Annotated in this window: 22 protein-coding genes and 1 tRNA gene; 11 read left to right on the plus strand and 12 right to left on the minus strand. The window is 72.0% G+C overall.

All coding sequences use genetic code 11. The features are described from left to right. Positions 1–30: 30 nt before the first annotated feature. Positions 31–723 carry a hypothetical protein gene (locus tag ACFYPN_RS15165; protein ID WP_389298479.1) on the minus strand — a complete coding sequence of 231 codons (693 nt, stop codon included), beginning with the start codon at positions 721–723 and terminating at the stop codon, positions 31–33. 47 nt (positions 724–770) lie between these two features. On the opposite strand from ACFYPN_RS15165, the gene ACFYPN_RS15170 reads away from it, so the two are divergent. Then, the gene (locus tag ACFYPN_RS15170; protein ID WP_266702672.1) at positions 771–959 is read left to right on the plus strand and encodes a DUF5703 family protein; all 189 of its coding nucleotides are present in this window, start codon (positions 771–773) and stop codon (positions 957–959) included. Between the two features lie 204 nt (positions 960–1,163). On the opposite strand, the gene ACFYPN_RS15175 is transcribed toward ACFYPN_RS15170, so the two are convergent. The 3 genes from ACFYPN_RS15175 to ACFYPN_RS15185 all read right to left on the minus strand — a co-directional run bounded on the left by ACFYPN_RS15175 (position 1,164) and on the right by ACFYPN_RS15185 (position 3,812). Continuing rightward, positions 1,164–1,931: a chaplin gene (locus tag ACFYPN_RS15175; protein WP_358762011.1), complete on the minus strand. Its 768-nt coding sequence runs from the start codon at positions 1,929–1,931 to the stop codon at positions 1,164–1,166. Between the two features lie 138 nt (positions 1,932–2,069). After that, a complete protein-coding gene (locus tag ACFYPN_RS15180; protein WP_358762009.1) occupies positions 2,070–2,303 on the minus strand; it encodes a chaplin in 234 nt (77 codons plus the stop codon). A gap of 165 nt (positions 2,304–2,468) precedes the next feature. Further along, positions 2,469–3,812, minus strand: a complete 1,344-nt coding sequence (locus ACFYPN_RS15185; protein WP_389298482.1) for a M20/M25/M40 family metallo-hydrolase — start codon at positions 3,810–3,812, stop codon at positions 2,469–2,471. Positions 3,813–4,070: 258 nt separating this feature from the next. Between ACFYPN_RS15185 and ACFYPN_RS15190 the strand changes: the two genes are divergently transcribed. After that, positions 4,071–4,158: transfer RNA gene (locus tag ACFYPN_RS15190), tRNA-Leu, on the plus strand. An 85-nt stretch (positions 4,159–4,243) separates the two neighbouring features. Here the strand turns inward: ACFYPN_RS15190 and ACFYPN_RS15195 are convergent. Further along, positions 4,244–5,134 (minus strand): helix-turn-helix domain-containing protein, encoded by an 891-nt coding sequence (locus ACFYPN_RS15195; protein ID WP_389298484.1) that lies wholly within the window; start codon positions 5,132–5,134, stop codon positions 4,244–4,246. Between the two features lie 341 nt (positions 5,135–5,475). Between ACFYPN_RS15195 and ACFYPN_RS15200 the strand changes: the two genes are divergently transcribed. Continuing rightward, positions 5,476–6,414, plus strand: a complete 939-nt coding sequence (locus ACFYPN_RS15200) for a pseudouridine synthase (protein ID WP_389298486.1) — start codon at positions 5,476–5,478, stop codon at positions 6,412–6,414. Positions 6,415–6,430: 16 nt separating this feature from the next. Here ACFYPN_RS15200 and ACFYPN_RS15205 read toward each other — a convergent pair whose 3' ends face one another. The 3 genes from ACFYPN_RS15205 to ACFYPN_RS15215 all read right to left on the minus strand — a co-directional run bounded on the left by ACFYPN_RS15205 (position 6,431) and on the right by ACFYPN_RS15215 (position 8,965). Next, a complete protein-coding gene (locus tag ACFYPN_RS15205; RefSeq protein WP_358762001.1) occupies positions 6,431–7,060 on the minus strand; it encodes an MBL fold metallo-hydrolase in 630 nt (209 codons plus the stop codon). Beyond that, entirely contained in the window at positions 7,060–8,145 is a 1,086-nt protein-coding gene (locus ACFYPN_RS15210; RefSeq protein WP_389298488.1) for an S-(hydroxymethyl)mycothiol dehydrogenase, read from the minus strand. The genes ACFYPN_RS15205 and ACFYPN_RS15210 overlap by 1 nt, the downstream gene beginning before the upstream one ends. A 118-nt stretch (positions 8,146–8,263) precedes the next feature. Continuing rightward, positions 8,264–8,965 carry an FCD domain-containing protein gene (locus ACFYPN_RS15215; protein WP_358761997.1) on the minus strand — a complete coding sequence of 234 codons (702 nt, stop codon included), beginning with the start codon at positions 8,963–8,965 and terminating at the stop codon, positions 8,264–8,266. Positions 8,966–9,203: 238 nt separating this feature from the next. Between ACFYPN_RS15215 and ACFYPN_RS15220 the strand changes: the two genes are divergently transcribed. Then, entirely contained in the window at positions 9,204–9,713 is a 510-nt protein-coding gene (locus tag ACFYPN_RS15220) for a gluconokinase (protein ID WP_389298491.1), read from the plus strand. A 12-nt stretch (positions 9,714–9,725) separates the two neighbouring features. Next, positions 9,726–11,123: a gluconate:H+ symporter gene (locus ACFYPN_RS15225; protein ID WP_358761994.1), complete on the plus strand. Its 1,398-nt coding sequence runs from the start codon at positions 9,726–9,728 to the stop codon at positions 11,121–11,123. Between the two features lie 257 nt (positions 11,124–11,380). Here the strand turns inward: ACFYPN_RS15225 and ACFYPN_RS15230 are convergent, their stop codons facing one another. Next, positions 11,381–13,036 (minus strand): FAD-binding dehydrogenase, encoded by a 1,656-nt coding sequence (locus ACFYPN_RS15230; RefSeq protein ID WP_358761992.1) that lies wholly within the window; start codon positions 13,034–13,036, stop codon positions 11,381–11,383. A gap of 240 nt (positions 13,037–13,276) precedes the next feature. On the opposite strand from ACFYPN_RS15230, the gene ACFYPN_RS15235 reads away from it, so the two are divergent. The 4 genes from ACFYPN_RS15235 (at position 13,277) to ACFYPN_RS15250 (ending at position 15,645) form a co-directional block, all read left to right on the plus strand. Beyond that, positions 13,277–14,185: a DMT family transporter gene (locus ACFYPN_RS15235; RefSeq protein ID WP_358761990.1), complete on the plus strand. Its 909-nt coding sequence runs from the start codon at positions 13,277–13,279 to the stop codon at positions 14,183–14,185. A 115-nt stretch (positions 14,186–14,300) separates the two neighbouring features. Beyond that, entirely contained in the window at positions 14,301–14,861 is a 561-nt protein-coding gene (locus tag ACFYPN_RS15240) for an NUDIX domain-containing protein (protein ID WP_389298493.1), read from the plus strand. A 56-nt stretch (positions 14,862–14,917) separates the two neighbouring features. After that, entirely contained in the window at positions 14,918–15,313 is a 396-nt protein-coding gene (locus tag ACFYPN_RS15245; protein ID WP_358761986.1) for a DUF202 domain-containing protein, read from the plus strand. Beyond that, on the plus strand, positions 15,310–15,645 hold the full coding sequence (locus ACFYPN_RS15250) for a DUF202 domain-containing protein (protein ID WP_358761984.1): 336 nt from the start codon (positions 15,310–15,312) through the stop codon (positions 15,643–15,645). Before ACFYPN_RS15245 ends, ACFYPN_RS15250 begins: the two co-directional genes overlap by 4 nt. 397 nt (positions 15,646–16,042) lie before the next feature. Here ACFYPN_RS15250 and ACFYPN_RS15255 read toward each other — a convergent pair whose 3' ends face one another. The 3 genes from ACFYPN_RS15255 to ACFYPN_RS15265 all read right to left on the minus strand — a co-directional run bounded on the left by ACFYPN_RS15255 (position 16,043) and on the right by ACFYPN_RS15265 (position 18,739). Continuing rightward, a complete protein-coding gene (locus tag ACFYPN_RS15255) occupies positions 16,043–16,540 on the minus strand; it encodes a DUF3291 domain-containing protein (protein ID WP_358761982.1) in 498 nt (165 codons plus the stop codon). Between the two features lie 32 nt (positions 16,541–16,572). Then, entirely contained in the window at positions 16,573–17,262 is a 690-nt protein-coding gene (locus ACFYPN_RS15260) for a helix-turn-helix domain-containing protein (protein WP_358761980.1), read from the minus strand. A gap of 178 nt (positions 17,263–17,440) precedes the next feature. Continuing rightward, entirely contained in the window at positions 17,441–18,739 is a 1,299-nt protein-coding gene (locus ACFYPN_RS15265) for a glucarate dehydratase family protein (RefSeq protein ID WP_358761978.1), read from the minus strand. 186 nt (positions 18,740–18,925) lie between these two features. Here ACFYPN_RS15265 and ACFYPN_RS15270 point away from each other — a divergent pair, with 186 nt between their 5' ends. Together ACFYPN_RS15270 and ACFYPN_RS15275 are read left to right on the plus strand one after the other, a co-directional pair. Then, on the plus strand, positions 18,926–19,948 hold the full coding sequence (locus ACFYPN_RS15270; RefSeq protein WP_358761976.1) for a phosphotransferase family protein: 1,023 nt from the start codon (positions 18,926–18,928) through the stop codon (positions 19,946–19,948). Between the two features lie 8 nt (positions 19,949–19,956). After that, entirely contained in the window at positions 19,957–21,171 is a 1,215-nt protein-coding gene (locus ACFYPN_RS15275; RefSeq protein ID WP_358761974.1) for an acyl-CoA dehydrogenase family protein, read from the plus strand. The last annotated feature ends 206 nt before the right edge of the window (positions 21,172–21,377 follow it).

Raw genomic sequence — 21,377 nt, forward strand, 5'->3', positions numbered from 1 at the left:
CCGACGGGGCCGTCCGGCCCCGGACGGCCGTCAGGCGCCGCCGGCCATGAGGTCGCCGTCGTGCACGTCGTCCACGTCGTCCACGTCGTCCACATCGGCTCCGTGCAGGTCGTCGTCGAAGACCGAGCTGACGTCGAACCGGCAGACCACCAGCTCGGGGTCCACGTCCTCGAAGGGCGACCCCAGCCACTCCCCCGGCTCGCCGGCTTCCTCCGCCGCGGCGACCCAGAGTGTCGAGTCCCCCTCGGCCAAGCCGAACTCCTTGTGCCGGGAGGCGATCTCGTCGGGTTCGTACTCGCCGAACAGCACGCCGAGCGCGGCGTGGACGCTCGCACCGACGACGGCGGCGTGACCGGTGTCGAGATCGTCCGGGTCGGCGTCCGCGAGCCGCTGCGCCTGGGCGAGCAGCCGCTGCGGTTCCACCACCGCGTAGTCGCGCCGGATCAGCACGCTGAGCGCGTTCGGCTCGGCCGGTCCGGCGTACGGGGGCAGGGAGTCGTCCGCGCCCGGGATCTCGAAGGGGGTCACCTCGTCGTGTCGTTCGTAGAGGAGTTCGTCGTAGACCTCGGCGGCGGCGGCGAGAGCGTTGAACGCTTCGTACACGGCGGGGTCCTCGTCCCCGCTACGGCGTTCGACCGCGTCGAGGTGACGGTCGATCGCGGCTTTGACCGCTTCGGCGGCGGCACGTACCTCGGCAGCGGTGGGCTGCGCAGCATCAGACATGAGGCAGACGCTATCCGTACCTGGGCTCTGCCCGCACAATAGATGCGATGCCGGAATACGAATTTGTCGACGTGTACGTGCCGCGCGGGGTCTCCCGCAAGGATGCGGCCCGACTTTTGACCGACCACGCGGAGTACGGGCACTGGGAACTGGACCGCCTGACGCTGCGCCACGACGGCAGCCGAAGGGTGCGGCTGCGGCGGAGGATCATCCGTCAGCTCAGAGCCACCTGGTGAATGCCGGGAGCGGGCCCCGCAGCCGCGGGACCCGCTCCTCTTCCTCATGCCCGGCACCCGGCCGGCAGTCCTTCCGGCCGGGTGCCGGGCGGGCTCGCACGCCCCGGACCTGCCCTGTCCGAAGGACCCTTCCGGTCCCGGCCGGGACGGGGGCCGTCCCGGCCGGCTACTGCCGTGACGGGACAGAGCCCGCCGGGAAGGCCACTACGCCGCGCTGCGCGAGCGGCGGTAGAACACCGCTCCGGCGCCGGCGAGCAGCATGCCCGCGCTGGCCGGAATCAGCATCCCGAGGTCACCGGCACCGGTCTCCGCGAGCTGCGGAGGGGTGTGCACCTCGGGGGCGGGCGGCTCGTGGGCCGGCGGGGCAACGGGCACCTCGGGCGTGACCGGGACCTCCGGCACGACGGGCGGCGGGACGTACGTGGCGTCGTTGACGCAGTCGTTGCCGAAGACCGGGTTGAGCAGTCCCACGACGTCCACGGAGTTGCCGCAGGCGTTGACCGGGATGTCGATCGGCGCCTGGACGCTGTTGCCGGAGAGGATGCCGGGAGAACCCTGCGCCACCCCCTCCGCCGTGGCGCCGGAGCCACCGCCAGCCTTCGTGGAGTCGGTGGCGCGGTGCCTGCCGGTCCCCGAGGAGGTGTCCCGCCCCTGGTGCGCCGAGGTGTCTCCGGCGCCGGCGTGCGTGCCGCCGGTCCCCGCTCCGCGGCCGCTCACGGAGTCGCCCTGCGACACGTTCGCGCAGCTGTTTCCGAATGCCGGGTTGAGCAGACCGATGACGTCGACGGAGTTTCCGCAGACATTGACCGGAACCTCGATCGGAATCTGGATGCTGTTCCCCGAAGCCACCCCCGGGGAATTCGTCGCGGCGGCCGCCGCGCCGGAGTCGGCTTGCGCGTAACCCCCGCCGAGTGCGAGCACTCCGCCCGCCGCCGCCATGGTGATCAGGCCTTTACGAGTGACCTGTCGCATAGGTTTTTCCTGCCTTCTGCACTTCCGAATTACCCCCGGACACGACCGTGCGAGGGCCGAATGCCGGTCGGCCCCGGAGCGCATGGCGCGCGCTCCGGGGCCGACCGGGCTCAAACCCTTACGGGTTGACGCTCAACGTCAGGCGTTGACGCAGGTGTTGCCGAAGGCCGGGTTCAGGAGCCCGATCACGTCGATCGTGTTGCCGCACACGTTCACCGGAACGTGGACGGGGACCTGGATGACGTTGCCCGAGATGACACCGGGGCTGCCGATGGCGGCACCCTGGGCACCCGCGTCGGCAACGGCCATGCCGGCGCCCGCGAGCACGAGTCCACCGGTGACAGCCGCAGCGGCGGCAATCTTCTTGATCATTGTTCCTCCTCGTTGGAAATGCGGTCCCAGCCGCGGACCGCATCACCTGTAACGAGGAGAAAATCAGAGGGCTACGAGCCCAACCCTCCTTTCACTCTTTCCGGTGAGGCCCGGACAGGCGGGCGAATTACGTCACCGGGGAGCGGGCAGAGGTGCGAGTGCGGCTCAGCTGTGGTCGATGAACCGGTCCAGCACCCGTACACCGAACTGCAGGCCGTCCACCGGGACGCGCTCGTCCACGCCGTGGAACATGCCGGCGAAGTCGAGCTCCGGCGGCAGCTTGAGCGGGGCGAAGCCGAATCCCCGGATGCCGAGGTCGTCGAAGGACTTGGCGTCCGTACCGGCCGACAGCATGTACGGCACGGCCCGTGCGATCGGGTCCTCGGCCACCAGGGCCTTCTGCATGGCGTCCACGAGGGCGCCGTCGAAGGTCGTCTCCAGCGCCTTGTCCGCGTGTACGTCCTCGCGCCGCACGTTCGGGCCGAGGATCCGGTCGATGTCGGCGAGGAACTCCTCCTCGTACCCGGGCAGGAAGCGGGCGTCCACGTGGGCGGTCGCCTGGCCCGGGATGACGTTGACCTTGTAGCCCGCACCGAGCTGCGTCGGATTGGCCGTGTTGCGCAGGGAGGCCCCGATGAGCTTGGCGATACCGCCCAGCTTCGCGAGGGTCTCGTCCATGTTCTCCGGGTCCAGCTCGGTTCCCAGCGCGTCGGAGAGCTCGTCCAGGAAGTGGCGCAGGGTCTTGGTGACCCGGACCGGGAACTGGTGGCGCCCCAGCCGGCCGACCGCCTCGGACAGTTCCGTGATGGCGTTGTCCTTGTGGATCATCGAACCGTGCCCGGCGGTGCCGTCCACGGTCAGCTTCATCCAGTGCATGCCCTTCTGGGCCGTCTCCACCAAGTAGAGGCGCAGCTGCTCGTTGACGGTCAGGGAGAAGCCGCCGACCTCGCTGATGGCCTCGTTGACGCCCTCGAAGAGCCCCGGGTGCTTGTCGACGAGGAAGCGGGCGCCGTACGTGCCGCCGGCCTCCTCGTCCGCGAGGAACGCCAGCACGATGTCACGCGGGGGCTTGCGCCCGCTGCGCATCCGCTCGCGGACGACCGCGAGCGTCATGGCGTCCATGTCCTTCATGTCGACCGCGCCGCGTCCCCAGACGCAGCCGTCCGCGATCTCGCCGGAGAACGGGTCGTGGGTCCAGTCCGCCGCGTTGGCCGGGACGACGTCCGTGTGTCCGTGGATGAGGAGCGCGGGCCGGGAGGGGTCCTCGCCCTCGATCCGGGCCACGGTCGACGCGCGGCCCTTGTGCGATTCGAAGATCTGTGGTTCCAGCCCGACCTCGGCGAGCTTCTCCGCGACGTACTCCGCGGCGAGCCGCTCGCCGGGGCCGGAGTGGTCCCCGTAGTTGCTGGTGTCGATCCGGATCAGCTCACGACAGAGGTCCACGACCTCGTTCTCGGCGTTGCCGGTCTTACCGGACGGACCTGCCTGGGAGGCGCTGCTCTCGCTCACACTGATTCCTTCCACTGTCACGGTGGTGCTCCCCCTCATCCTCGCGCGCCCGCCCGGCACAGCCCAAGGCCGTCCCCCCGACGTCACGCGCTCGTCACACACGCCGCTCACCGGCACTCACCGGCGGTGGGCGCGGGGACCTCGCCGGGAGCGAGCGGGGGTGAGCCGGGGGCGTGATCGAGCACCCCCGAATGTTTGCTATTGTTTTCCACGTCGGAACGGGACGGGAACAACAGCCCCGGGAACGACAGACACCTTGTCCGGGTGGCGGAATGGCAGACGCGCTAGCTTGAGGTGCTAGTGCCCTTTATCGGGCGTGGGGGTTCAAGTCCCCCCTCGGACACCAACGGAAGACCCCAGTTCATCTGGGGTCTTCCTGTTTTTCCGGCGTGCGCACCGGTCCGTGGGTCCCCCCGCCCCCCTGTCCGCGCTCAGCCGGAATCCTGCCGCGTGGGGGCCGGCACGTCCTGCGTGGCGGCCCAGGAGGCGAGCAGGCGGAGGCCCTCCTCGGAGGGGGAGCCCGGTTCCGCGGTGTAGACGGTGAGGGTCAGGCCGGGTTCGGCGGCCATCTCCAGTCCTTCGTAGGCGAGGGTCAGCGCGCCGACGACCCCGTGGTGGTAGCGCTTGGTACCGGTGCCGTGGTGGCGGACGTCGTGGGCGCCCCAGCGGGTGCGGAACTCGTCGCTGCGGGTGGAGAGCTCGCCGACGAGGTCGTGCAGGTCCTTGTCGTGGGGGTTGCGGCCGGCCTCGGTGCGCAGGATGGCCACGGTGATGTCGGCGGCGACTTCCCAGTCGGGGTAGAAGCGGTGGGACGCGGGGTCCAGGAAGGCGAAGCGGGCGAGGTTGGCCTGGTTTCCCGGCGAGGCGTGGACGTCGCCGTAGAAGGCCCGGGCCAGCGGGTTCTCGGCGAGGATGTCCATGCGGCCGTTGCGGACGAACGCGGGACCGGCGGTGATCGCGTCCAGCGTCCACCGCAGGCTGCTGTGCGGGGTCCACTGCCGTGCGGTCCGCCGTCGCCGGGGGCGGCTGAGGGCGTCGGTACCGTCTGCGGCCTGGGCCAGACGCAGCAGGTGGGCGCGCTCGGCGTCGTCGAGGCGGAGGGCCCGGGCGACGGCGGCGAGTACGGCCGGGGAGGCGCCGGCGAGGTTGCCGCGCTCCAGCTTGGCGTAGTATTCCACGCTCATGTCGGCCAGAGCCGCGACCTCGCTGCGGCGCAGCCCCGGGACGCGGCGCCGGGTGCCGGAGGGCAGCCCCGCCCGCTCGGGGCTGATCTTCGCGCGCCGCGAGGTGAGGAACTCACGGGCTTCCTTCTGAGGGTCCACTCTTCGACGGTACGTGCCCCGGTGCCGGTGTGGGATGCACTGCCGGTACACCCCTGGCGTCGGCGGCGGCCGACGTGGGGTCCGAGCGTGCACCCGGGCCTGTGGCGTACCTTGTGGGATGCCCTGAGCGCCGCGCGGTAGCGCCGGTGGCTCTCCCCGGGCGAGAGCGCCGCGCGGTAGCGCCGGTGGCTCTCCCCGGGCGCCGCCGGTGTACCGCCCCAGTAGTCCGTCCCAGCCGTCCGCCACCGGAAAGGCCGCCCGATGCCCTGCCCCGCCTCCCTGCGACCGTCGTCCGCGCCGGCGGCCGGGGTCCTCGCCGTACGGCTGCCGGGGGGCGTCCGGTGAGGGGGCGCCGGAGGTCCACCGCCTCACCGCTCCCGCAGCGGGAGGGCGTCGATCCCGTGCGGGTGCGGCTGCCGGTGGACTCCGAGGGTGCCTGGGCGACGGTGGGCGACCATCTGCGGGAGCGGTTCGGGGCCGCGGTCGGGGTGGCGCGGGTGGAGGCCATGCTGGCGGAGGGGCTGTTCGTCGGGGCGGACGGCCTGCCGGTGTCGGGGAACCGGGCGTACGAGAGCGGGCTCGGCCTCTGGTTCCACCGGGAGTTCGCGCCCGAGGAGCCGGTGCCGTTCCCCATCGGCGTGGTCCACCGCGACGAGCACGTCGTGATCGCCGACAAACCGCACTTCCTCGCCACCACCCCGCGCGGCCGGCACGTGACGCAGACGGCGGTGGCGCGGCTCCGGCACGAGCTGGGGCTGCCGCACCTCCAGCCCGCGCACCGGCTGGACCGGCTGACGGCGGGCCTGGTGCTGTTCGTCGTACGTCCCGAGGACCGGGGGGTGTACCAGACGCTCTTCCGGGACCGGTTGGTGCGCAAGGAGTACGAGGCCGTGGCCGGGTACGACCCGGAAGTGGCACTCCCCAGGACCGTGCGGAGCCGGATCGTGAAGGAGCACGGGGTGGTGGCCGCGCGCGAGGAGTCCGGCGAGCCGAACAGCGAGAGCCGGGTGGAGCTGCTGGAGCACCGGGACGGGCTGGGCCGCTACCGCCTGCGCCCGGCCACCGGGCGCACCCACCAACTGCGTCTGCACATGAGCCTGTTGGGGCTTCCGCTGGTCAACGACCCCCTCTATCCGGTGGTGGAGCCGGAGGGCGCCCCGGACGACTGGTCCCGCCCCTTGCAACTCCTGGCGCGGGCGCTGGAGTTCACCGATCCGGTCACGGGCGAGCCACGCCGCTTCAGGAGCGGGCTGCGGCTCTCCGCGTGGCCGGACCGGTGATCGGGCTGTTCGCGGGTCAGTGACCGCGTGCGATCCACTCGTCCAGGTGCGGGGCCTCCGCGCCGATGGTGGTGGAGTCGCCGTGTCCGGTACGGACGGTGGTGTCCGCCGGGAGGGCGAGCAGCCGGTCCCTGATCGAGTCGACGATCGTCGGGAAGTGCGAGAACGACCGCCCGGTGGCGCCGGGGCCGCCCTGGAAGAGGGTGTCCCCGGTGAAGACCGTGGCCAGCTCGGGGGCGTAGAGGCAGACCGCGCCCGGGGCGTGGCCCGGGGTGTGCAGGACGGTCAGCCGGATGCCCGCGACCTCGATCTCCTGGCCGTCCGTCAGCTCGCCGTCCGGCGTGCGGTCGGGGTGGGTCTGCTTCCACAGCGGCAGGTCGTCCGGGTGGAGCAGGACCGGGGCGCCGGTGGCGTCGGCGAGGGCCGGCGCCGCGTCGATGTGGTCGTTGTGCGCGTGGGTGGAGACGATGGCGCGCAGCGTCCGTCCGCCGAGGGCGGTCAGGATGGCTCGGGCGTCGTGGGCGGCGTCGATGACGATCGCCTCGTGGTCGTCGCCGACGATCCAGACGTTGTTGTCGACGTCCCACTCTCCGCCGTCGAGGGCGAACGTGCCGGAGGTGGTCAGGTGGTCGATGCGGGCGGCCATCAGAAGACCACCACCGAACGCAGCACGTCGCCGTCGTGCATCCGCTCGAAGGCGCGCTCGACGTCACCGATGCCGATGGTCTCGGTGACGAAGGCGCCGAGGTCGATCCGGCCCTGCTGGTGCAGGTCGACGAGCATCGGGAAGTCGCGGGAGGGCAGGCAGTCGCCGTACCAGGAGGACTTCAGCGAGCCGCCGCGGCCGAACACGTCGAGGAGGGGGAGTTCGAGGCGCATCCCGGGCGTGGGGACGCCGACGAGGACGACGGTACCGGCCAGGTCGCGGGCGTAGAACGCCTGCTCGTAGGTCTCGGGGCGGCCGACCGCCTCGATGACGACGTCGGCGCCGTTGCCGCCGGTGAGGGCGCGGATCGCCTCGACGGGGTCGTTGTCACGGGAGTTGACGGTGTGCGTGGCACCCATCTTCTTCGCGGTCTCCAGCTTGCGGTCGTCGATGTCCACGGCGATGATCTTCGCCGCGCCCGCGAGCCGTGCGCCCATGACGGCCGCGTCACCGACGCCGCCGCAGCCGATGACCGCGACGGAGTCGCCCCGGCCCACCTCGCCCGTGTTGATGGCCGCGCCGATTCCCGCCATGACTCCGCAGCCGAGCAGACCGGCGACGGCCGGGGAGACCGCGGGGTCGACCTTGGTGCACTGTCCGGAGGCCACCAGGGTCTTCTCCGCGAACGCGCCGATGCCCAGCGCCGGGGAGAGCTCGGTGCCGTCGAGCAGCGTCATCCTCTGCTTGGCGTTGTGGGTGTCGAAGCAGTACCAGGGGCGTCCGCGCAGACAGGCGCGGCACTGACCGCAGACGGCGCGCCAGTTCAGGATGACGAAGTCGCCGGGGGCGACGTCCGTGACGCCCTCGCCCACCGACTCCACGACGCCCGCCGCCTCGTGGCCGAGGAGGAAGGGGAACTCGTCGTTGATGCCGCCCTGCTTGTAGTGAAGGTCGGTGTGGCAGACACCGCACGCCTGGATCTTCACCACGGCCTCACCGGGTCCGGGGTCGGGGATCACGATCGTCTCGACCCGCACCGGCTCGTTCTTCCCCGGTGCGACGACCCCTTGCACCTGCTGCGGCATCCCTGGTCTCCTTCTGTGTGGCGGCCTTGAGCCCTGCGACGTCCGACCGCTGTCCGAAGATCGAACGCGGACCACGGTACGCGCTGCGGGGTGGCCCGGCGCAGACCTGGGCGGGGGATCAGGGCGCGAGTACGTCCAGTTCGTCCAGGGCGCCGTGCGCGATCTCGCGGGTGAGCCGCTCGGCGGCCTCCGTGTCCCCCTCGCGTACCGCCTCGGCGACCCTGACGTGCAGGGTCACGGCGGCCGGGTCGGGGTCCTCGAACATCACCTGGTGGTGGGTCCGGCCGGCCAGGATCTCGGCGACGACGTCCCCGAGCCGGGCGAACATCTCGTTGCCCGAGGCGTTCAGCACCACCCGGTGGAAGGCGATGTCGTGACGGAGGTACTCCTCCAGCCGCTGGCCGCGCGAGGTCTCGACCATGCCGAGGGCGCACTCGGTGAGGGCCGCGCACTGCGCGGCGGTGGCGTGCCGGGCGGCGAGGGAGGCGGCGACCGGCTCGATCGCGGACCGGAGCACGGTCAGCGAGCGGAGCTGGCGCGGGCGGTCGGCGCCGGCCAGTCGCCAGCGGATGACGCGGGGGTCGAAGACGTTCCACGCCTCGGTGGGGCGAACGGTCACGCCGACCCGGCGCCGGGACTCGACGAGGTGCATCGACTCCAGCACGCGGACCACCTCGCGGACGACGGTGCGGGAGACCTCGAACCGCTGGGCGATCTCGTCGGTGCGCAGGACGTCTCCCGGCCGGCGCTCCCCCGAGGTGATCTCCAGACCCAGGGCGTCCAGCACGTGCGTATGGAGCCCCTGGCTCGGCGTGGTCATGGGGCAAGGGTACGGGGCGATTTGGGGACACTGCGGGCGGCCTGCGGCGGGGAGCGCGCCCGGGCGGTGTGACCTTAGGGGGCCGGGGAAGGCGCCGGATGCCGGTGCGGGTGCGAAGGACTGGGCGAACCCGGAGGTCGATAAGTACGACGTTTACGTCACATCCCCTTGAATAAGTACGACCTAATGGGTTTCAGTAGCGCGACGGACCGATGTCGAAGAAGACAGCGAGGCACCAATGAGCACCCCTCACGTCGTCGTGGTGATGGGCGTGGCAGGGACCGGCAAGACAACGATCGGCCCCCTGCTCGCCACCGCACTGGGCGTCCCGTACGCCGAGGGCGACGACTTCCACCCCGAGGCGAACATCGCCAAGATGTCCGCCGGCACCCCGCTGGACGACGCGGACCGCTGGCCCTGGCTCGACTCCATCGGGCAGTGGGCGCACGGCCGGGCCGGACTGGGCGGAGTCGTCGCCTGCTCCGCGCTCAAGCGCGCCTACCGCGACCGGCTGCGGGGCGAGGCACCGGATGCCGTCTTTCTGCACCTGACCGGAGACCGCGCCCTCATCGAGGGGCGGATGTCCGCGCGCAAGGGCCATTTCATGCCGACCGCACTGCTCGACTCGCAGTTCGCCACCCTCCAGCCGCCGGAGGCGGACGAGGCGGGCGTCGAGGTCGACGTGGTCGGCACCCCTGAAGAGATCACCGAACGTGCCGTCGCCGCGCTGCGCCGGCTCGCGAGTTAAGGACCCCTCACCGTGACCAGTCTCAGCGTCGAGACGTTGGCAGCGGATGCCGTCGATCCCATCACCTCCGCGGGCAACGCGCAGTTGGGGATCGCCGTCGTCGCGGGCATCGCCGTCATCGTCCTGCTCATCACCAGGTTCAAGCTGCACGCCTTCCTGGCGCTCACCATCGGCTCGCTGGCGCTCGGCTCCTTCGCCGGGGCTCCGCTCGAGAAGACGATAGCCAGCTTCACGGCGGGGCTCGGCTCCACCGTCGCGGGCGTCGGCGTCCTCATCGCGCTCGGCGCGATACTCGGCAAGCTGCTCGCCGACTCCGGCGGCGCGGACCAGATCGTGGACACCATCCTCGCGAAGGCGAGCGGCCGGGCGATGCCCTGGGCGATGGTGCTGATCGCCTCCATCATCGGCCTGCCGCTCTTCTTCGAGGTCGGCATCGTGCTACTGATCCCGGTGGTGCTGCTCGTCGCCAAGCGCGGCAACTACTCCCTGATGCGGATCGGCATCCCGGCGCTCGCGGGTCTCTCCGTGATGCACGGGCTGATCCCCCCGCACCCCGGCCCGCTCGTCGCCATCGACGCACTCGACGCCAACCTCGGTGTCACGCTGGCCCTCGGTGTGGTGGTCGCCATTCCGACGGTGATCCTCGCCGGACCGGTCTTCTCACGGGTCGCCGCCCGCTGGGTGGACATCAAGGCGCCCGAGCGCATGGTTCCCGAGCGCGCCTCCGAGGAGCTTGAGCACCGCCCGAGCTTCGGCGCGACGCTGGCCACCGTGCTCCTGCCGGTCGTCCTCATGCTGGCGAAGGCCCTGGTCGACATCGTCGTGGACGACCCGGAGAACGGCGTCCAGAAGGTCACTGACGTCATCGGCTCCCCGCTGATCGCGCTGCTCGCCGCCGTGATCGTCGCCATGTTCACGCTGGGCCGGGCCGCCGGGTTCACCAAGGACCGGCTGTCCGGCACCGTCGAGAAGTCGCTCGCCCCGATCGCGGGCGTGCTGCTGATCGTCGGCGCGGGCGGCGGCTTCAAGCAGACTCTGATCGACGCCGGTGTGGGCCGGATGATCCTGGAGTTCTCCGAGGACTGGTCGATCCCCGCGCTGCTGCTCGGCTGGCTGATCGCGGTCGGTATCCGGCTCGCGACCGGTTCGGCGACGGTGGCGACCATTTCGGCGGCCGGCCTGGTCGCCCCGCTGGCGGCCGACATGTCGACCGCGCACGCCGCTCTGCTGGTCCTCGCGGTCGGCGCGGGCTCGCTCTTCTTCAGCCACGTCAATGACGCGGGCTTCTGGCTGGTGAAGGAGTACTTCGGGATGGACGTCGGTCAGACCGTCAAGACCTGGTCGGTGATGGAGACCATCATCTCCGTCTGCTCGCTGGTCTTCATCCTGCTCCTCTCCCTGGTGTTGTAGGGCCCCACGCGGGTTCCTGACGGCCCCCGCCCCTGCCGCCCAGGGTCCCCGCCGAGCGCTGACGCTCCCGGCGGGACCGCAGGCGCTCGACCGATCCGGTACGCATGCCCCGGCGTGCTTCCGGATCGGCGGGCGCCTTCGTGCTGTGGGCGGCCCGTGGGAACGCGGTCGTCGCGGACGCGGTCCGCACGGACCCGACCCCGATCCGCCGGAGACCACCGGGCCCGGTGAACCGCAGAGGTGCCGGGCCCGTCAGGTCAGGCCAGGGCCGCAGCGGCCGCCCGTCCCGCGGTACGCCCGGAGAAGATGCAGCCGCCGAGGAACGTGCCCTCCAGCGAGCGGTAGCCGTGCACCCCGCCGCCGCCGAAGCCGGCCGCCTCCCCTGCCGCGTACACCCCGGGGAGCGGTGAGCCGTCCGCCGTCAGCACCCGGGAGGAGAGGTCCGTCTCCAGCCCGCCGAGGGATTTGCGGGTGAGGATGTTCAGCCGGACGGCGATCAGGGGTCCGGCCTCCGGATCCAGGATGCGGTGGGGCTTCGCCGTGCGGATGAGCTTGTCCCCGAGGTACGTACGCGCCCCGCGGATCGCCGTGATCTGAAGGTCCTTGGTGAACGGGTTGGCGATCTCGCGGTCGCGCGCGGTGATCTCGCGGCGCAGCTCGTCCTCGTCGATGAGCCCGTCGCCGGTCAGGGCGTTCATGCCCCGGACGAGCGCGCCGAGGTCGTTCTCCACGACGAAGTCCACCCCGTGGTCCATGAACGCCTTGACCGGTCCGGGGACCTCGGCGCGGGCCCGGCCGATGACGTCGCGGACGGACTTGCCGGTGAGATCCGGGTTCTGTTCCGAGCCGGAGAGCGCGAACTCCTTGCCGATGATCCGCTGGTCCAGGACGAACCAGGTGTAGTCGTAACCGGACCTCATGATGTGTTCGAGGGTGCCGAGGGTGTCGAAGCCCGGGAAGAGCGGGACCGGCAGCCGCTTGCCCCGGGCGTCGAACCAGAGGGAGGACGGGCCGGGCAGGATGCGGATGGCGTGCTTGTCCCAGATCGGGTTCCAGTTCTCGATGCCCTCGGTGTAGTGCCACATCCGGTCGCGGTTGATGTGGCGGGCCCCCGCCTCTTCGGCGACCCCGAGCATCAGGCCGTCGACGTGGGCGGGCACTCCGGAGAGCATCTTCGCCGGCGGGGTGCCGAGCCGCTCGGGCCACTGGGCCCGTACGAGGTCGTGGTTGCCGCCGATCCCGCCGGAGGTGACGATCACCGCCTGGGCCCGCAGCTCGAAGGCGCCGGTGGCGGTCCGGCTGCTCGCGGTACCGCGCTCGGCCGCGCTCGGCTCCAGGACCTCGCCGGTCACCGTGTCGACGGCTCCCCCGGTGCGGCCGAGGCCCGTCACCCGGTGCCGGAAGCGGAAGTGGACGAGCCCCTTGGCGACGCCCTCGCGCACCCGCCGCTCGAAGGGGGCGACGACCCCGGGGCCGGTGCCCCAGGTGATGTGGAAGCGGGGTACGGAGTTCCCGTGGCCGGTCGCGTCGTAGCCGCCGCGCTCGGCCCAGCCGACCACCGGGAAGAGCCGCAGGCCCTGCTGCCGCAGCCAGGAGCGCTTCTCGCCGGCGGCGAAGTCCACGTACGCCTCGGCCCACTTCTTCGGCCAGTGGTCCTCCTTCCGGTCGAAGCCGGCCGTGCCGAACCAGTCCTGGAGGGCGAGCTCCCGGCTGTCCTTGATCCGGAACCGGCGCTGCTCGGGAGAGTCGACGAGGAAGAGGCCGCCGAAGGACCAGTGCGCCTGGCCCCCCAGCGACTGCTCGGGCTCCTGGTCGAGCAGGATCACGGAGCGTCCCGCCTCGGCCAGCTCCGCCGTCGCGGCCAGCCCCGCGAGGCCGGCTCCGATCACGATCACATCGGCGTCGTACGCCATGGGTTCCATCCTTCGGGCGAGGCGGTGCGGATACCGGCCGGGGCGCGGCACACGGGACCACGGGCAGGTGAGGAAGTCCCGGCGTTCAGGAGCCTGGAAGTTACTCGTGGGTCAGATCTTCGGTACGCCCCGATGCCGGAGTCAACAGGCCGGTCGGACCAATCTCACCGCTCCCCTACACCGAGAGGCATATCGTTCGGAACACACCTTTTCCGCCCGCCCGATCCGAGGAAGAAACCTGTGTCCCTGCTGGTCGTCCTCCTCTCCGTGGGCGCGGCTGCGTGCCTGGGTTTCGGCTTCGTCCTGCAGCAAGCCGCCGCCCGCCGCGCCCCGATGAGCGATTTCCTCTCCCCCAGGCTGCTGCTCGACCTGATGAAGGTACGGAGCTGGCTGGCCGGTATCGCGTTCATGGTCTGCGGGATGGTGCTCGGGGCGCTCGCCCTCGGCCAGGGCGAGCTGTCGGTGGTGGAGCCGCTGCTGGCGACCAATCTCCTCTTCGCCCTGGGACTGTCGCGCGCCCTCACCGGGCAGCCGCTCGGCCGTCAGGGGTGGGGCGGGCTGGCGCTGCTCTCCTGCGGGGTCGCCGCGTTCCTGCTCGCGGGGCAGCCGACCGGCGGGCAGGCGGACACCGACCCGCTGCGGCATTGGCTCATCATCGGCGTGGTGGCCGGGCTCGCGCTGGTCCTCTCCGCCTCCGCCCGTCACGCCCGCCCGGCGGTGGCGCCTTCGCTGCTGGCCCTGGCGGCGGGGCTGCTGTACGGACTGCAGGACGCCCTCACCCGGGAGAGCGGCCAGCTGCTGACGGACGGCGGCTGGCCCGCCCTGGTGGGCAGCTGGCAGCCGTACATCGTGCTGGTCATCGGGGTGACGGGGCTGATCCTGGTGCAGAGCGCGTTCGAGATGGCGCCGCTGCGGATGTCGCTGCCCGCGTTGACCGCCGCGCAGCCGCTGGCGGGAATCGCCTGCGGCATCGGCTTCCTCGGCGACCAGGTGCGCACGGACCCCGCGGCGCTGGCGGGCCAGGCGGCCGGGCTGGCGGCGATCGTCGCCGGGATCGTGCTGCTCGGGCTGCACCCGGCGCTCCCGGGGGGTACGGGCGGCGCCCACCCCGCCCGGGACCTGCTGCCCACGGACGGCGGCGGGGGCTGAAACGGGGCCTGCAGTGCAACGGCTCGCGGACCGAGGGCACGTCCGGGGGGCTCCGGGGGGCTCCGGGGGCGTTCGGACCGGGTGGACGCCGACGGGGTGCGGTTGGATGGCGGGCATGAATCCTGCTGACGAGATCCTGGACATCGTCGACGAGAACGACGAGGTGGTGGGGCGGGCGACGCGTGGCGAGGCGACCGCGCGGGGGCTGCGCCACCGGTGCGTCTTCATCGAGGCGCGCGACGCCGAGGGGCGGGTGTTCGTCCACCGCAGGACGGCCACCAAGACGCTCTTCCCCTCGCACTACGACATGTTCGTCGGTGGCGTGGTCGGGGCGGGCGAGTCGTACGACGAGGCCGCGCTGCGCGAGGCGGAGGAGGAGCTGGGCGTCTCCGGGTTGCCGCGCCCCGAGCCGCTGTTCGCGTTCCTGTACGAGGACGGCGGGCATTCCTGGTGGTCGCACGTCTACCAGGTGCGGTGCGAGCTGCCGGTCGATCCGCAGAAGGAAGAGATCGACTGGCACGGCTTCCTCACCGACGAGGAGGTGGCGGAGCGCATCGACGTGTGGGCGTGGACGCCCGACGGGCTGGAGGGGTACCGGCGTCTCCGGGACGTCCGGGACGTCCGGGAGCGGAGTGCCGACTCTCCTCCGCCCGGGTCGCCGGGGGCGGCCACCTGATCACCTCGACGCGATGTGATCAGAACCGCCCACAAGGGGGCGGATAGGGTTTCGACGTGAAGGAATTCGTACAGAGCCTGCGGCTGTGGTTCGCGCCGCAGCGCATCCGCGACGAGGGCGACACCCCGGACTACCGCTTCTCCCTGGCCAACGAGCGGACGTTCCTCGCCTGGATCCGTACGGCTCTGGCACTGATCGGCGGCGGCTTCGCCGTCGACCAGTTCCTGCCGGGTCTGGCGTGGGGGGTGCGCGTGACTCTCGCGTTCGGGCTGCTCGCGGCCGGGGTGCTCTGCGCGCTACGGGCCGTCAACCACTGGGTCCGCTGCGAACGGGCCATGCGGCGGGGCGAGGACCTGCCCGTCTCACGGTTCCCGACGCTGCTGGGCCTGGTGGTCGCGGTGGTGGCCGTGGCGATGGTGGTGGTCGTCCTCTTCGGCTGGGAGGGCCGGTGACCGCAGCCGTGCCCGGGCCCGCCTCCGGAGCCGCCCGTGATCCGGGCCTCCAGCCGGAACGCACCCGGCTGGCCTGGCGGCGCACCACGCTGTCGGCGACCGTGGCGGCGGTGCTCGCGGGAAAGCAGGCCCTGCAGGGGGGCGCGACCGTCGCGGCGGTGCTCGCGGCGGCCCTGGGCGCGGCCGCCTGGATCGGCTTCCTGCTGGTGGCGCACCGACGGGTACGAGCGACGGACACCGCGCGGCCGGCCCCACTCTCCTCGCGCGCCGCGTGCATGGCCGCCGCGTGCACGGTCGTCCTCGCGGTGTCCGCGGCGGCCATGGTGTTCTGAGGCGCGGGCGCGAGGCGGGGCGGGGACGCTGTGACGCGGGCCGCGCGGGGCCGGCGGGTGGCTCGCGGGTCGCGCGAGCACGCGGCGAGGTGTGCGGGGAGGCGTGCGGCTGTCGCGGGCGCCCCCTCACATCGTCACTGCGCCGGGTCTGCGGTCCGCTGGACGACAACGCGATGCTGCTCCCGGGCCACGGCCCGTCAACCGCTCTCGGCGACGCCCGACGCACCCTTCCGGTGCTGCGGGGCGCCACTGTCCGACCTCCCGTCGCGCCATCGGCCTCCTCCCCGGCCCCCTGGCGCGACGGCCGCCGCGCCCCGCCGGGCAGGACGGCGGGCGCGCGGCCGGCGTGTCCGAGCCGGCGACGGCGTGCCCCTTCCCCACGCACGTGGGAAGAGGCTCACTCGGGGAGGAGTTCACCCGCGGGCGCCCCGGTGGCCTCCTCCGCCGCGTAGGACGAGGTGAAGGTGAACGCGCGCAGGGAGGGCCCGTTGGTCCGCAGGTCCGCCAGCCGCCCGAGGGCTTCCTCGACGGTCGGGACGGACCCTGCGGGGACCCACCAGAGCACCAGGTGCGCCTCGACGTGCCGGTCGAACCAGTCGCGGCGCTGCCGCATCACCTCCAGGTGACCGCTGCGATAGGTGAAGTCCCAGAGCGCCTCGCGGGTTTCCCACACCGACATGTTGACGATGACGTTCTCGCCCGCCGGGCGCAGGTCGGTGGCGTCGGCCCCGCTGTCCCCCACGAGCCGCCACACGAAGCCGGGCGCGGCGTCGGCATCGGCGTTGACCGGGTCGAGCAGGTCGACGAAGGGCGCGATGCGCGGATCGTCGAGGGGGTGGAGGAGCGTGGCGATGTTGAGCTGGGCAAGGTGGGCGGCACGTCTGGGCGGGGTCATGGCCTCATCCCAGCACGTCCCGCTTTTCTATGTCAATGCTCATTGTTTTTAGAGAGTTCCACCACCACGCAGCACTCCCCCGGCCGGGCGTCCATCCGGGCACGGACGGAACCGTCCGCGCCGAGCAGCCCTTCCAGCAGGGCGAGGTTCATGCCGCAGACGAGTGGCGGGAACCGTTCGGAGACCGCATGGAAGGGGCAGTTGCGCATCCGGACCACAGGGGCCACCGCCTCCGTGCCCCCTTCGGACGTGCCGCTCTCGACGAGGTGGGGCTCGTAGCCGCGCGCGGCAAGCACGTCCATGGCCTCGTCGAGATCACCGCAGGGCACCGCCGCTCCGCGCAGGGCCTCACCCCGACGGCGCGCCGCCGCGCCGAGCCCGGCATCGAGGCCGGCCTCCTCGGCGGCCTCGGCGAGCAGTTCGGCGGCGGTGCGGTAGTCGCGGGCGGGCAGGGACACGGCGAACTCGGTCGGCACCCGCATGTACACCCTGGCGGGGCGCCCGGCGCCCGGTCCCGAGCGGCCGGACAGCCGGCGGCTGCCGCTCTCCAGCAGGCCCGCCTCGACCAGCCTGTCCAGATGGTGCGCGGCCAGCGTGCGCCCCACCCCGACCGCCTCGGCGGCCTCGTTTCGGCCGACCTCGCGGCCTTGGGCCGCCACGTACTCGTACAGGCGGCGGCGTACCGGGTCCTGCAGCATTGCGATCGCGTCGATGTCCTCCACCCGGCCATTCTAGGAACAACACGGGTTGGAGATAGAAACCGCCGCGGCGATGCGCCCCGGCCACCGCGAACCGCGGCCCCCGTGAGCCTCGGCCTGCGCGCGCCGCCGGCCGGTCGCGCGGTGGACAGCACCGCCCCGCTCCCGCCGCTCCGAGGTGACCGGCGGGAGCGGGGCGGTGTCACCAGCGCGGTATCGCCGGGGTCACCCACTCCGGGTCGGCCTTGCGCATGGCAGCCGCGTCGTCGCGGTCGCGCAGGGTGCCGTCGGCGTCCAGCCAGCGCCGGTGCAGGGCGGCCAGGCGGTCCCGGTCGAGTTCCACACCGAGGCCGGGCGCGTCGGAGACGGCCAGGCGCCCGTCCTCGAAGACGTGCCGGGTGGTGATGACGTCCTCGGTCTGCCAGGGGTAGTGACTGTCGCAGGCGTAGTCGAGGTTGGGCACGGTGGCGGCGACATGGGTCATCGCGGCGAGGCTGATGCCGAGGTGGGTGTTGGAGTGCATGGACAGGCCCACACCGAACGCGCGGCAGATCGCGGCCAGTTCGCGGGTGCGGTGGAGTCCGCCCCAGTAGTGGTGGTCGGAGAGGACGACCTGCACCGCATCCTCTCCGAGGGCCTCGGGCAACTCGGCCAGGGTGGTGACGCACATGTTGGTGGCGAGCGGGACGTCCGTACCGGCCGACACCTCTGCCATCGCGGGCGTTCCGCTGGTGGGGTCCTCCAGATACTCCAGGACGCCCCCCAGCTCCGCGGCGACCCGGAGCGACGTCTCCACCGACCACGCGCCGTTGGGGTCGAGCCGCAACGGCCGTCCGGGGAACCTCTCCGCGAGCGCGCGGATCGCGGCGATCTCCTCGTCGGGCGGGAAGACACCGCCCTTGAGCTTGAAGGAACCGAAGCCGTACTCCCGGGCGAAGCGTTCGGCCTGCGCGACGACCCCGGCCGGATCGACGGCTGCGCCCCAGTCGTCCGTCTCGCCGCCCTCGGGGTGGGCCGCCCAGCGGTAGAAGAGGTACGCGCTGTAGTCGACGGCGTCGCGCACCTTGCCCCCGAGCAGGGCGTGCACGGGCAGGCCGAGCGCCTTGCCGAGCGCGTCCAGGCAGGCGACCTCGAAGCCGGAGACGACGGAGAGCCGGAGCTTGTCGGCCGTACGGACGCCCCGCAGGCCCCCCGCGTCGACACCGTCCCCCTCACCCCCGGAGTCCTGGGAATCGCCGCACACCTCCTCGGCGAGGGCGAAGAGGCCGTTCAGATCGCTGACCGAACGACCCGGCAGCGCCTGGGCGAGCGGGCGGGCGAGATCCAGATAGACGGAGTCGCCGTACGTCTCCCCGATTCCGGTCACACCGCCGCGCGTGACCACTTCCACGATGAGGCGTGGAGTGTAGGGCTGGTGCACGCCCTGGGTGTTCAGCAGAGGCGGGTCCGCTATGAGAATCGGGGTGAGCCGGACATCCTCGATCAACAACGCTGTATCCATACGTGAACTCTATTCAGGGATGCATCCGAACGCCAGGGTGGGCGCCCGCGCCGGGAGCGCCGGGGACACCCCACGGAGACGGCGCCCCCTCCCACTTCGCCTCACGGATTCACGCCACTCACTGGACGACATACCGACTGGTCGGCATCATGGGCACGTTCGGTCCACCACCCGGAGGTGCGCGTCATGAGTTCAGTCCCCCCGCCAGGGCTCGACCCCGGCCGGCTGCGCGGCCATCTCGACCGTGAACGGCCGGGGCTGGTGAGCGGACCGCTCGAAGCGCGGCTCATCGAGGGTGGCCGGTCGAACCTGACGTACACCGTCACCGACTCCGTCCGCACCTGGGTGGTCCGCAGGCCACCACTGGGTCACGTGCTCGCCACCGCGCACGACATGAAGCGCGAACACCGGGTGATCGACGCCCTGCACCCGACCGCCGTACCGGTGCCGGAGGCGGTGCTGCTCTGCGAGGACGACTCCGTGATCGGGGCGCCGTTCTACGTCATGGAGTACGTGCAGGGCACCCCCTTCCGCACCACCGAGCAGCTCGCCCCGCTCGGCGCCGAGCGGACCCGACAGGTGGTCCTGGGGCTGGTGGACACCCTGGTCGACCTGCACGCCGTGGACCCGGTGGCGGTCGGACTGGGTGACTTCGGACGCCCCGAGGGCTTCCTCGACCGGCAACTGAGGCGCTGGGGCAAGCAGTTGGACGCCTCACGCAATCGCGAACTGGCCGGCATCGACGAACTGCACGCCGGTCTCGGCCGCGCGCTGCCCGACTCCCCCGCGCCGACCGTCGTGCACGGCGACTACCGGCTCGACAATGTGCTGGTCGGCGCGGACGACACCATCAAGGCCGTGCTCGACTGGGAGATGTCCACCCTCGGCGACCCTCTCACCGACCTCGGCCTGCTGGTGATGTACAGCTCCGACCTGGGACTTCCCGCGTCGCCCGTCTCCACGACGAGCGGCGCCCCGGGTCACCCCTCCCCCGCCGAACTGATCGAGCGCTACGCCGCCCGCTCCGGCCGCGACGCCTCCGCCATCTCCTGGTACACCGCGTTCGCATGGTTCAAGCTCGCCGTGATCCTGGAGGGCATCCACTACCGCTACACCCTGGGCCAGACGGTCGGCGCGGGCTTCGACCGCATCGGCGAACTCGTCCCCCTCTTCATCGAGCACGGCCTCACCACCTTCCAGGAAGGCTGATCACCCGCATGGACTTCGCATTCGACGCCCGTACCGAGGAGCTGCGCGCCAAGCTGCTCACCTTCATGGACGAGCACGTCCACCCGGCGGAGACGACCGCCGAGGAGCAGCGGGCAGGTCTCGCCTCACCGTGGGAGACCCCGCCGGTCGTGGCGGAGCTCAAGGCCGAGGCGCGCCGCCAGGGCCTGTGGAACCTCTTCCTGCCCGATCCCGAACACGGTGCGGGGCTGACCAACCTCCAGTACGCGCCGCTCGCCGAAATCAGCGGCCGTTCACCGCAGTTGGCTCCGACCGCGCTGAACTGCGCGGCGCCGGACACCGGGAACATGGAGGTGCTCCACCAGTTCGGCACGGACGCCCAGAAGAAGCAGTGGCTGGAGCCCCTGCTCGCGGGCGAGATCCGTTCGGGATTCGCCATGACGGAGCCCGAGGTGGCCTCCTCCGACGCGACCAACATCGAGACCCGGATCACGCGGGACGGTGACGAGTACGTCATCAACGGCCGCAAGTGGTACATCTCCGGGGCGATGAACCCGGACTGCGCCGTCTTCATCGTGATGGGCAAGACCGACCCGGACGGCGAGGACATCCGCCGCCAGCAGTCGATGATCCTGGTCCCGCGCGACACCCCCGGCCTCGAAGTGCGCCGCGCCATGCGGGTGTACGGGTACGAGGACCACTGGCACGGCGGCCACGCCGAACTCGTCTTCACCGACGTCCGCGTGCCGGTGGCCAACCTGATCGGCGAGGAGGGCGGCGGCTTCGGCATTGCCCAGGCGCGCCTCGGTCCGGGGCGCATCCACCACTGCATGCGGCTGATCGGCATGGCGGAGCGCGCGATCGAGCTGATGTGCCGCCGCGCCGTCTCCCGTACGGCCTTCGGGAAGCCGCTCGCCCAGCAGGGCGTGGTGCAGAACTGGATCGCGGACGCCCGGGTGACCGTCGAGCAACTGCGGCTGCTGGTACTGAAGACGGCGTGGCTGATGGACACCGTCGGCAACCGTGGTGCGCACACCGAGATCCAGGCCATCAAGATCGCGACACCTCGCGCGGTGCTCGGCATCCTCGACGACGCGGTGCAGTTGCACGGTGCGGGCGGCGTGAGCCAGGACTTCCCCCTCGCCGAACTCTGGGCGTCGGCACGGACGTTGCGATTGGCGGACGGACCGGACGAGGTGCACCAGCGCTCGCTGGCCCGGCGGGAGATCAAGAAGTACCTCTGAGGGGGGCGGGCCCGGCAAGGGGTCGCGCCGGCCGACCGGCCGTGCTCCGGTCGTCCCGTACGCCGGCGGAACACCGTCGGAGCGCCGTGGGGGGGGGGGGGGGGGGGGGGGGGGGGGGCCCCCGCGGGGGCGCGCGGGGGGGGGGGGGGGGGGGGGGGGGCGCCGCGGCGCGGGGGGGGGGGGGTGCGGACAGCGGGGGGGTGTAA

It is taken from the genome of Streptomyces sp. NPDC005576, from assembly GCF_042871745.1.
In the GTDB taxonomy this organism is placed as follows: Bacteria; Actinomycetota; Actinomycetes; order Streptomycetales; family Streptomycetaceae; genus Streptomyces.

Excerpts from the sequence above, each read along its gene's own strand:
- ACFYPN_RS15240 (WP_389298493.1), top strand. The coding sequence starts at position 14,301 with ATGAATCCTGCTGACGAGATCCTGGACATCGTCGACGAGAACGACGAG.
- ACFYPN_RS15230 (WP_358761992.1), bottom strand. The coding sequence starts at position 13,036 with ATGGCGTACGACGCCGATGTGATCGTGATCGGAGCCGGCCTCGCGGGG.
- ACFYPN_RS15175 (WP_358762011.1), bottom strand. The coding sequence starts at position 1,931 with ATGCGACAGGTCACTCGTAAAGGCCTGATCACCATGGCGGCGGCGGGC.
- ACFYPN_RS15220 (WP_389298491.1), top strand. The coding sequence starts at position 9,204 with ATGAGCACCCCTCACGTCGTCGTGGTGATGGGCGTGGCAGGGACCGGC.
- ACFYPN_RS15265 (WP_358761978.1), bottom strand. The coding sequence starts at position 18,739 with ATGGATACAGCGTTGTTGATCGAGGATGTCCGGCTCACCCCGATTCTC.
- ACFYPN_RS15275 (WP_358761974.1), top strand. The coding sequence starts at position 19,957 with ATGGACTTCGCATTCGACGCCCGTACCGAGGAGCTGCGCGCCAAGCTG.
- ACFYPN_RS15165 (WP_389298479.1), bottom strand. The coding sequence starts at position 723 with ATGTCTGATGCTGCGCAGCCCACCGCTGCCGAGGTACGTGCCGCCGCC.
- ACFYPN_RS15255 (WP_358761982.1), bottom strand. The coding sequence starts at position 16,540 with ATGACCCCGCCCAGACGTGCCGCCCACCTTGCCCAGCTCAACATCGCC.
- ACFYPN_RS15215 (WP_358761997.1), bottom strand. The coding sequence starts at position 8,965 with ATGACCACGCCGAGCCAGGGGCTCCATACGCACGTGCTGGACGCCCTG.
- ACFYPN_RS15270 (WP_358761976.1), top strand. The coding sequence starts at position 18,926 with ATGAGTTCAGTCCCCCCGCCAGGGCTCGACCCCGGCCGGCTGCGCGGC.
- ACFYPN_RS15180 (WP_358762009.1), bottom strand. The coding sequence starts at position 2,303 with ATGATCAAGAAGATTGCCGCCGCTGCGGCTGTCACCGGTGGACTCGTG.
- ACFYPN_RS15205 (WP_358762001.1), bottom strand. The coding sequence starts at position 7,060 with ATGGCCGCCCGCATCGACCACCTGACCACCTCCGGCACGTTCGCCCTC.
- ACFYPN_RS15170 (WP_266702672.1), top strand. The coding sequence starts at position 771 with ATGCCGGAATACGAATTTGTCGACGTGTACGTGCCGCGCGGGGTCTCC.
- ACFYPN_RS15210 (WP_389298488.1), bottom strand. The coding sequence starts at position 8,145 with ATGCCGCAGCAGGTGCAAGGGGTCGTCGCACCGGGGAAGAACGAGCCG.